This is a genomic window from Devosia sp. (assembly GCF_017307495.1).
Taxonomy (GTDB): Bacteria; Pseudomonadota; Alphaproteobacteria; order Rhizobiales; family Devosiaceae; genus Devosia_A.
Genome location: NZ_JAFKHE010000034.1, coordinates 21,626 through 31,447, shown reverse-complemented (window position 1 = coordinate 31,447; position 9,822 = coordinate 21,626). Strand labels below are relative to the sequence as shown.

At 66.1% G+C, this 9,822-nt stretch carries 10 protein-coding genes; 7 read left to right on the top strand and 3 right to left on the bottom strand.

Features of this window, described 5'->3' with window-relative positions; all coding sequences use genetic code 11:
* Positions 1-142: 142 nt before the first annotated feature.
* Together J0I99_RS20225 and secA are read right to left on the bottom strand one after the other, a co-directional pair.
* Positions 143-814, bottom strand: a complete 672-nt coding sequence (locus J0I99_RS20225; protein ID WP_291399254.1) for a hypothetical protein — start codon at positions 812-814, stop codon at positions 143-145.
* Positions 815-915: 101 nt separating this feature from the next.
* Positions 916-3,693, bottom strand: a complete 2,778-nt coding sequence (secA, locus tag J0I99_RS20220) for a preprotein translocase subunit SecA (RefSeq protein ID WP_291399253.1) — start codon at positions 3,691-3,693, stop codon at positions 916-918.
* A 205-nt stretch (positions 3,694-3,898) separates the two neighbouring features.
* On the opposite strand from secA, the gene J0I99_RS20215 reads away from it, so the two are divergent.
* The 5 genes from J0I99_RS20215 to J0I99_RS20195 all read left to right on the top strand — a co-directional run bounded on the left by J0I99_RS20215 (position 3,899) and on the right by J0I99_RS20195 (position 7,736).
* Positions 3,899-4,870 (top strand): peptidylprolyl isomerase, encoded by a 972-nt coding sequence (locus J0I99_RS20215; protein ID WP_291399252.1) that lies wholly within the window; start codon positions 3,899-3,901, stop codon positions 4,868-4,870.
* 220 nt (positions 4,871-5,090) lie between these two features.
* Positions 5,091-6,323, top strand: a complete 1,233-nt coding sequence (gene argJ, locus J0I99_RS20210) for a bifunctional glutamate N-acetyltransferase/amino-acid acetyltransferase ArgJ (protein WP_291390866.1) — start codon at positions 5,091-5,093, stop codon at positions 6,321-6,323.
* Positions 6,323-7,087, top strand: coding sequence for a GNAT family N-acetyltransferase (locus J0I99_RS20205; protein WP_291390865.1), 765 nt, complete (start codon positions 6,323-6,325; stop codon positions 7,085-7,087). The genes argJ and J0I99_RS20205 overlap by 1 nt, the downstream gene beginning before the upstream one ends.
* The gene (locus tag J0I99_RS20200) at positions 7,084-7,482 is read left to right on the top strand and encodes a (deoxy)nucleoside triphosphate pyrophosphohydrolase (RefSeq protein ID WP_291399251.1); all 399 of its coding nucleotides are present in this window, start codon (positions 7,084-7,086) and stop codon (positions 7,480-7,482) included. Before J0I99_RS20205 ends, J0I99_RS20200 begins: the two co-directional genes overlap by 4 nt.
* 53 nt (positions 7,483-7,535) lie before the next feature.
* Positions 7,536-7,736, top strand: a complete 201-nt coding sequence (locus tag J0I99_RS20195) for a Flp family type IVb pilin (protein ID WP_291390863.1) — start codon at positions 7,536-7,538, stop codon at positions 7,734-7,736.
* 122 nt (positions 7,737-7,858) lie between these two features.
* Here the strand turns inward: J0I99_RS20195 and J0I99_RS20190 are convergent, their stop codons facing one another.
* Positions 7,859-8,716 (bottom strand): SAM-dependent methyltransferase, encoded by an 858-nt coding sequence (locus J0I99_RS20190; RefSeq protein WP_291399250.1) that lies wholly within the window; start codon positions 8,714-8,716, stop codon positions 7,859-7,861.
* 73 nt (positions 8,717-8,789) lie between these two features.
* Between J0I99_RS20190 and J0I99_RS20185 the strand changes: the two genes are divergently transcribed.
* On the top strand, positions 8,790-9,533 hold the full coding sequence (locus J0I99_RS20185; protein ID WP_291399249.1) for a ComF family protein: 744 nt from the start codon (positions 8,790-8,792) through the stop codon (positions 9,531-9,533).
* A 32-nt stretch (positions 9,534-9,565) separates the two neighbouring features.
* On the top strand, positions 9,566-9,820 hold the full coding sequence (grxC, locus tag J0I99_RS20180; protein ID WP_291394256.1) for a glutaredoxin 3: 255 nt from the start codon (positions 9,566-9,568) through the stop codon (positions 9,818-9,820).
* Positions 9,821-9,822: the final 2 nt, after the last annotated feature.

Sequence of the window (9,822 nt, the reverse complement as noted above, 5' to 3'; positions counted from 1 at the left end):
AAAATGCCAGCGTCGGATAACGCTCAACAATGCCATGTCGATCACTCCACAGCCCCCGCTCAAACCACGAGGGGCAAGGGTCACACATGGGTCAAATCTCGATGGAAAAATCCCAGCCTGCTGGGTCAGTTCTCAGTGGCAATCAACAGCGAGTGTGGAGGTGCTTCGGGTTCTTGCAAGCTTTGATCCACTTACCGATGGCGTCGAGCACGCCGCGATAATCGCTGTTCTCGAATGCCGGACGAACGCGCTTCTTCTTCGGTGTGTACGTGAAGATCGGCAGCGGGAGTAAACCGCGCCATCCCTGCTCGTGCGCCCACTTGATCACCGCTTTGGCGATCATCAGATCGAACTGAAGCGTCTTGTCGGTCGGGTTGACCTTCACGTTCCGCTTCTTCGCTTCGTTGGGGCGCTGCGTGTAGTAGTCCCTGCGCCACTGGACGTAGTCGCGGAGCTCCTTGTCACCGATAGCGGTAATGAGCTTGCTGCCCGCGTATGCCTGCCAAAACCGCACGACGCGCTTGATCTGTCGCAGCATGCCGTCGGACGTACGACCTTGCCGGTTTTCAGCTTCGCGGTATTTCACATACTCATCGATCACCTCGCCAAACGTCCTGGCACTGATCGGAATGCCATGCTCGGCGCTGAATTCGAATTTGTGGAGGAGCTTCTGCGCGGCTTTGATTGCTACAGCAAGGTCGCCGGTTTTGAGGCTGCGATAGACGTATTTCCCATCTATCCGAATGCGTGCCTGGTAGGTGCCTTCGCGCTTAAAGACGACTGCGTTGTCGTCAATTTGCGTTAGGTCTTCCATCCGGTTTGCCTAGCATTTGCCTAGGAATGCACACAGGAACCACATTTGCATATGTGGTGCCTATGTGCAACCGGAAGAAAAAGTACTTATATTACAAGTACTTAGAACGCGCCGTGGCAGTGCTTGAACTTCTTGCCTGAGCCGCAGGGGCAGGGGGCGTTGCGGGAGACGCCGACGAGCAGCTTGGGGTCGATCGGGCGGAGGGCGGGATCGGCCTCGATCACGTCGGCCCCTGCGGCAGCCCCGGCCGCGGCAAAGGCGGCCAGCCGCGGGGCCGGGCCGAGATTGCGCGGCAAGGTGCCGGTGATGTCGGTGTCCGCGTCGTTCTCGCCGGTGGTGGGATCGATGTGGATGTCCTGCAGACCGCTGAGGTCGAGTGCGGGCGGCGGCTCCGGCTGGCGCATCTGGATCTCGACATGGCTGAGCTGGGTGGTGACCAGCTCGCGCAGGCTGGCCAACAGTTGCTCGAACAACTCGAAGGCCTCGCGCTTGTATTCCATCAGCGGGTCACGCTGCGCAAGGCCGCGCCAGCCGATCACCTTGGTCAGGTGGTCGAGGGTGACGAGGTGCTCGCGCCACAGGCCGTCGATCGACTGCAGCAGGATCGACTTCTCGACCTGCCGCATGATCTCGGGCGTGTAGCGGGCCACCTTGGCGGCGGCGAATTCGTCGGCCGCCGTCTTGATGCGCTCGTGCACGACCTCGGCGTCGATGCCCTCCTCGTGCGTCCAGGCTTCCACCGGGACGTCGATGTTGAGGTAGGTCTTGGCAGCGGCGGTGAGCTGCTCGACGTTCCACTGCTCGGGGTAGGAGCCGTGCGGGATCGACTTGGCCACGATGTCGTCCACGACCTCGTGGCGCATGGTGCCGATGGTTTCGGAAACGTCGTCGGCATCCATCAGTTCGAGGCGCTCGGCGAAGATCACCTTGCGCTGGTCGTTCATCACGTCGTCGTACTTGAGGATGTTCTTGCGGATGTCGAAGTTGCGTGCCTCGACCCGGGCCTGGGCCCGCTCGATCGCCTTGGTCACCCAGGGATGGGTGATCGATTCACCCTGCTCGAGGCCGAGCTTGCTCAGCATCGAATCCATCGATTCGACCGGGAAGATGCGCATCAGGTCGTCCTGAAGGCTCAGGAAGAACTTGGAATGGCCGGGGTCGCCCTGGCGGCCGGCGCGGCCGCGCAACTGGTTGTCGATGCGACGGCTTTCGTGCCGCTCGGTGCCGATGATCATCAGGCCGCCGGCGGCGAGCACCTTGGCCTTGTCGACGGCGATGGTGCGCTTGATCTCCTCGATCGCGGCTTCGCGTTCGGCGCCTTCGAGGCCCTTGGTCTCACGCTCGATGCGCATCTCGAGGTTGCCGCCGAGCTGGATGTCGGTGCCGCGGCCGGCCATGTTGGTGGCGATGGTCACCGCGCCCGAGACGCCGGCGTCGGCGACGATGTGGGCTTCCTGTTCGTGATAGCGGGCGTTCAGCACCGCGATGTTCTCAATGCCCTTGCCGCGCAGGATCTCCGCCAGCATTTCCGACTTCTCGATCGAGGTCGTGCCGACCAGCACCGGCTGGCCGCGGCCGCGCGCCTCGACGATCAGGTTGGCGATCTCGTCGAACTTCTCGGCGGCGGTGCGGAAGATGGCGTCGTCTTCGTCGACACGCTTCACCGGCACGTTGGTCGGGATCGAGACGACGTTGAGGCCGTAAATGTCGCCGAATTCCTCGGCTTCCGTCGCGGCCGTGCCGGTCATGCCGCTCAGCTTCTTGTAGAGACGGAAGTAGTTCTGGAAGGTGATCGAGGCCAGCGTCTGGTTCTCGGCCTGGATCTTGACGTGCTCCTTGGCCTCGAGCGCCTGGTGAAGGCCTTCCGAATAGCGGCGGCCCGGCATCATGCGGCCGGTGAACTCGTCGATGATCACCACCTCGTCGTTGCGGACGATGTAGTCCTTCTCGCGCTGGAACATCTTGTGCGCGCGCAGGGCCGAGTTGAGGTGGTGGACCAGTGCGACGTTCTCGATGTCGTAGAGGTCGCCGCCCTTCATCTGGCCGTTCTCGTTCAGCGCGGCCTCCAGCTTCTCGATGCCGGCATCGGTGAAGGTGGCGGAGCGCTGCTTCTCGTCGATCTCGAAATCGCCTTCGCCGAGCAGCGGGATCAGGGAGTCGGCCATCTCGTACAGGGCCGAGCGGTCGGCCGAGGGACCGGAAATGATCAGCGGGGTGCGCGCCTCGTCGACGAGGATCGAGTCCACTTCGTCGACGATGGCGTACTCGTGGCCACGCTGAACCATCTGGGCGCGGCTGTATTTCATGTTGTCGCGCAGGTAGTCGAAGCCGAACTCGTTGTTCGTGCCGTAGGTGATGTCGCAGTCGTAGGCGGCCTTGCGCTCGGCATCGTCGAGGCCATGCACGATGATGCCGATCGAGAGCCCGAGGAAATTGTAGAGCTTGCCCATCCAGGCGGCGTCGCGGCGGGCGAGGTAGTCGTTGACGGTGACGAGGTGCACGCCCTTGCCCGGCAGGGCGTTGAGGTAGACGGCGAGCGTCGCGACCAGGGTCTTGCCTTCACCGGTCTTCATCTCGGCGATGGAGCGGTTGTTGAGCACCATGCCGCCGATCAGCTGCACATCGAAGTGGCGCATGCCGAGGGCGCGCTTGGCGCCTTCGCGGACCGTGGCGAAGGCGGGCTCGAGGATGTCGTCGAGGGTCTTGCCGGCGGCCAGTTGGTCGCGGAATTCCTGGGTCTTGGCGCGCAGCTGCTCGTCGGTGAGCTTCTCGAATTCGGGCTCCAGCGCGTTGATGGCGGCAACCCGGGGAAGGTACTTCTTCACCTGTCGATCGTTCGCTGAACCGAAGATCGCCTTGGCGATTGCAGCCAGTACCATGCCTGTCGTCCTTTGATTGTTCATCGCCGGGTGGCGCAAGGGCGCTTCGAAACATCCGGCAGGCGGCGGGTCCTCACCCGTCAACACTCTTTGAAGTGGAGCGACATGTAAGAGCGGGTGTTTTGCTTGTCAACGGAACGCCAATGGGGCAAAGCTCCCCGCGGCCGCGGCCCGGGGGCTCAGCGCCATCGAGGAGAATTCCCTAATGACCCACCTTGCCCCGCAGGGTTTCCGCCACACCCTCAAGACCCTTGCCGGCACCCTGCTGCTGGGCACCACGCTCGGCCTGATGCCGCTCGCCGCACTGGCGCAGGACGCTGCCGCGCCGGCTGCCCCTGCCGCGGCGGCTCCCGCGGCGCCTGCCGCTCCGGCCCAGCCCGATCCGGCCGCCGTGGTCGCGACGGTGGGCGACATGTCGATCACCGAGGCGGACCTGCAGTTCGCCGCCGAGGACCTGCAGCAGCAGCTGCAGCAGGTGCCGCCGGCCGACCGGCGCGCCTTCCTCGTCACCGTATTGATTGACATGAAAGTGATGGCCAAGGCCGCCCGCGAGGCGGGTCTGGCCGATGCCGACATGTTCAAGCGCCGCATGTCCTATCTCGAGGATCGTTCGCTGCGCCGCGACTACTTCACCGACAAGATCGCCACTTCGATCACCGAGGACGCGATCAAGGCGGCCTACGACGACTACGTGAAGAGCTTCGTGCCGGTCGAGGAGGTGCATGCCCGCCATATCCTCGTCGCTACCGAGGACGAGGCCAAGGCGATCAAGGCCGAGCTCGATGCCGGCAAGCCGTTCGAAGTGCTCGCCATGGAAAAGACCACCGATCCTTCGGGCAAGCAGAACGGGGGCGACCTCGGGTTCTTCCAGAAGGGCATGATGGTGCCGGAATTCGAGGCCGTCGCCTTCACGCTCGAGCCGGGCAAGGTCTCCGACCCGGTCAAGAGCCAGTTCGGCTGGCACATCATCAAGGTCGAGGAAAAGCGCATGAGCGCGCCGACCCCGATGGAACAGCTGAGCCAGCAGCTGAGCCAGCAGGTGATGCTGAAGGCCTTCGACGACACCATGGCGACGTTGAAGACCGGCCTGGCCATCAATATCCCGGACGCGGCGCTGGCCGAGGCGGTCAAGAAGCAGTCCGAGCCGGCCTCCGAGGGCGAGGCGGGTACGCAGTAGGCGGCACCGCGCCGGCGCAGATCACAAACCCCGGCTCCGGCCGGGGTTTTTCTTTGTGCCAGCCGCAGGCGGCATCCCTGGCCATCTCTCCCGGCCGGTCGATGTGACCGCGCCAGTGCGGCGCTGCCCGCCGTGCCCCGGGCCGATCGGGATTGCGGCTTGCTTGTGAACGAGGCTTGAGGCAAACGGATGGGCCTCAGGTCGCCGCTCAGGACGCAAAATGGCCCATCCCGTCTCCCCCCTCGCGCCCAGGTCTTATCCTGAACTGCCGGAGGTCGCCGGCGTTCGCTTCGCGACGGCAGAGGCCGGAATCAAGTACAAGAACCGCACCGACGTGCTGCTCGTCGCGCTGGACGAGGGCACGGTGGTCGCCGGCGTGCTGACCCGCTCGAAGTGCCCATCGGCGGCGGTCGACTGGTGCCGCCAGAACCTGCCGGGCGGCAAGGCCCGGGCGCTGCTGGTGAACTCGGGCAACGCCAATGCCTTCACCGGCCGGAAGGGCACGGCAGCGGTAGCGCTCTCGGCCGACATCGTGTCGAAAGCCCTGGGCGTGCAGCCCTCCGAGATCTTCCTGGCCTCCACCGGCGTCATCGGCGAGCCGCTGCCGGCCGAAAAGTTCGCTGGCGTGGCGGAGGACCTCGCAGGGCGCCTGGCGCCCGGTCCGTGGATGGATGCCGCCAGGGCGATCATGACCACCGACACCTTCCCCAAGGTCGCGACCGCGACCGTCGAGTTCGACGGCGTGCCCGTGGTGATCGCCGGCATCGCCAAGGGCTCCGGCATGATCGCGCCCGACATGGCGACGATGCTGAGCTTCGTGTTCACCGACGCGCCAATCGCCGCCGGCGTGCTCAAGGGCCTGCTACAGCCGGCGATCGACACGAGCTTCAATGCCGTCACGGTCGACAGCGACACCTCGACCTCCGACACCTGCCTGGTGTTCGCCACCGGCAAGGCCGCCATTCCGGCCATCACATCGGCCGATGACGCGCGTGCGGCGGTGTTCGCCGAGGCCCTGGGCGACGTGCTGCACGAGCTCGCCATCCACGTCGTGCGCGACGGCGAGGGCGCGACCAAGATGGTGACCGTCACGGTCGAGGGCGCCGAGAGCGACGGCAGCGCCTTCCGCATCGCGCAGTCGATCGCCAACTCGCCGCTGGTCAAGACGGCCATCGCCGGCGAGGACGCCAACTGGGGTCGCATCGTCATGGCGGTCGGCAAGGCCGGCGAGCCCGCTGACCGCGACCGGCTTGAGATCAGCTTCGGCGACATCCGGGTCGCCACGCAGGGCGAGCGCGATCCGGCCTACGACGAAGCCGCGACCAGCGCCTACATGAAGAACGAGGAGATTGAGGTCCGCGTCGGCCTCGGGCTCGGGTCCGGCACGGCGACGGTCTATACCTGCGACCTGACCCACGGCTACATCACCATCAACGGAGACTACCGGTCCTGATGGTTCCGCTGAGCGTCAGCCAGATCGAGGGGGCGACCCTCACTGCATGGCCGGCCCTGAAGCAGGCACATGACGGACTTTGGCTGTGGCGCTATGCGCGCGGCTACACCAAGCGGGCCAACTCGATCCACTGCCTCGACCCCTCCGACGGCGCCTACGCCGAGCTCAGGCTGCGGCAGATGGCCGAACTCAGCCGCGCGCATGGCATCCCCCCCGTGTTCCGCGTCACCCCGCTCACCGCCCCCGAGGTCGTCGACGTGCTCGACGGGCTGCAGTGGGAGGAATTCGAGCCCAGCCTCGTGATGGCGATGGAAATGCCGGACGAGGATTTCCCGGTCGAGTTCCAGGCGCGGTACTTCGATCCGGCCGATCCGGCCTGGTATCGCCCCCTGGCCCAGATGGCGGGCCACGACCAGGTCACCACCGACGTGGTGGCGCAGATCGTCGGCGCCATCGCCTGCCCGGTGCAGGGCGTCCTCGTCTATCACAAGGCGGGGCTGCCGGTGGCGGCGACGCTGGCGGCGGTATCCAGCGGGGTGGGCATATTCCTCAATGTCGTCACCCATCCCAGCGCCCGCGGCATGGGCTACGGCCGCGCGGTGATGGGCGCGGCGCTCAACTGGGGTCGCTCGATGGGAGCGACGCACTCGGCCCTGCAGGTTCTGGCCAGCAACGTGCCGGCCCTCAACCTCTATGCCTCGTTCGGCTTCGGCGAGGTCTATTCATATATCTACCGGCGCGCGCCGGACTGGGGGCGCGGATGAAGATCCAGCTGGTCGTCGCCTGCGCGCTGGTCGATGCGGACCGGCGCGTGCTGATCGCGCGGCGGCCCGAAGGCAAGCAGCTGGCGGGGCTATGGGAATTCCCCGGTGGCAAGCTCGAGGAGGGGGAGACGCCGGAGGCGGCGCTGATCCGCGAGCTCGAGGAGGAACTGGGGGTCTCGACCAAGTCCGCCTGCCTTGCACCGTTAACTTTTGCGTCTCACTCTTACGGAAGCTTTCATCTTCTGATGCCACTTTACGTCTGCCGTAAGTGGCAGGGAACGCCGCAGGCTCGCGAACATTCCGCCCTGAAATGGGTGCGTCCGCAGGCCCTGCGCGACTACCCCATGCCACCCGCCGACGAACCGCTGATCGCGCCGCTCTGCGATCTGCTGTAGCGAGCGCAGCGGCTGCAGGGCCGCAATGGCGCGGACTGCCAGGGGGATGCGGTATGAGCCGAGTTCAGGTCCAGCTGTCGCGGTTTGCCGCTAACGAGAATGGCGCCACTGCCATCGAGTACGGATTGATCGCCGGCCTGATTGCGGTAGGCATCCTCGTGGCCATGTCCTCGCTGGGCGGCGGCGTCAGCGCGATGTTCGAATATGTCTCGAGCCGGGCCGGCCAGGAACTCGACAACGGCAACGGACTCTAGAGTCTGCCAACCATCTGAAACGCTCCCGCCAAGTTCACCGGGTCATTCCGGCGCAGGCCGGAATTCCGCCCGGATGTAACCGTTCTCGCCGGTGGTCGGTGCGGCCGTAGATCGCCCCGGATTCAGTCGTTCTTGCCCAGCACGTCCTTGAGGCTCACCGTGGCGCTGCCACGGCGCAGCGGCTTCTGCTGGCTCTCATGCGGGGCCCAGCCGAGCAGCCAGATGATCTCCAGCGTCGCCCGCACGCGGCCGTCCGAATCGCCCGCGATCTGCTGGTAGGCGGCCGCCGCGGCGGCGATGAGCCCGCGCGTCGCCATGCGGTCGGGGCGGTCGGCGAGTGGGTTCTGCGCGCCGATCCCCTTGAGCTCGCGCATGAGCTTCAGCGCATCGGCATAGCGGACCGGATAGGTCTCGAGGTCGGTGACCGGCAGGGCGAGGCCGGCGCGCTGCAGCAGGCCGCCGGCGTCGGCGAGCGGGATGAACGGGGCGACGCGGGCGAAGGCGCCGCCGGAGAGTTCGGCGTCGGCCTCGAGGAAGGCCTGGCGCAGTTCGGTGAGGCTGTCGCCGCCGAGCGCCGCGGCGATCATCAGCCCATCGGGCCGCAGATGGGCACGGATGCGGGAGAGGAAGCCCGGCACGTCGTTGACCACCTGCAGGTCGAACAGACTGACGATCAGGTCGTAGCCGGTCCGCGGCAGCACCAGCAATTCGGGATCGACCAGCGGCGCATCGGCGGAGCCGAGCACGCTCGAGGCGCGCTCGAAGGCGAAGGCGCCATTGGCCGAGCGTCCCATCAGGGGCAGGCGCGCGCCCTCGGGGGCCATGATCAGCGCCTGCTCGAAGTCGCGGGTGATGGTGATGAGTCGGGCCGCGAGGTCGTCGAGTGCGATCTGGGTCACGAAATCGTCGACGCCTGGATCGCGGCGCAGCAGGTGCCGGGCAATCAGGTCTCGATCGAAGACGCGGGGCGGGAGGGACATAGGCAAAGGGTGCCGTCTCGAATAAGCTCTTCGCCTTATGGAAGCGGGGGCGGGCAAAGTCAAAAGCGGGGCGATGGCGCTGCGACGGCTGGGCGGCGGCCTGCTGGACCTTGTCTATCCGCCGACCTGCCTCGATTGCGGGGCGCCGGTCAGCACCCATGCCAGTCTCTGCCCGAACTGCTTCAAGCAGCTGCGACCGATCACGGCGCCCTATTGCCCAGTCCTGGGGCTGCCGTTCGAGGTCTCCCTCGGAGCCGGTGCGCTGTCGGTCGAGGCCATTGCCGATCCGCCGCCCTTCGATCGGGCCCGCTCGGCGGTGCTCTACAACGAAGTGGCGCGAGCCATCGTCAGCCGGCTCAAGTATGGCGACCGGCCGGAACTGGCGGTGTTCTGCGCGCGACTGATGCTGGGGGCGGGCGCCGATCTGTGGGCGGACGCGCCCGTTCTCGTGCCGGTGCCGCTGCACGTGACCCGGCAACTGCAGCGGCGTTACAACCAGTCGGCCGAGCTGGCCCGGATTCTCGCGCGGCGGTTGGGGCTTTCCGTCGACACGGGGCTGGTGAGCCGTGCCCGGCGGACGCGGCAGCAGGTCGGGCTCTCCTCCGCTGCCCGTGAGCGCAACGTCGCCGGGGCTTTCAGCGTCCGCCCAGATGCGGTCAGGCGGCTGCGGGGGCGCGGAGTGGTGCTGGTCGACGACGTGATCACCACCGGTTCGACGGTGAAGGCCATCACGCGGGCGTTGCGGCGGGAGGGGATCGCGAAAATCGACGTGATCTCGTTCGCCCGCGTTGTGACGGGCGCGGAGGTCCCCATATAAGTGGCAACAGCGCAGCATTGTTCCAAGGTGAAATGAAAAAGGTAGAGATCTACACCACCCAGTGGTGCCCCTATTGCGACGCGGCCAAGTCGCTGCTCGACAGCAAGGGGGTGGACTACGACGAAGTCGATGCCGACGATCCCGACACCCGCATGGCCATGGTGCAGCGCGCCAAGGGCCGTCGCACGGTGCCGCAGATTTTCATCGGCACCACCCATGTCGGGGGCTATGACGACATGGCCGCGCTCGAGCGCCGCGGCCAGCTCGATCCGCTCCTGCAGGACTGACC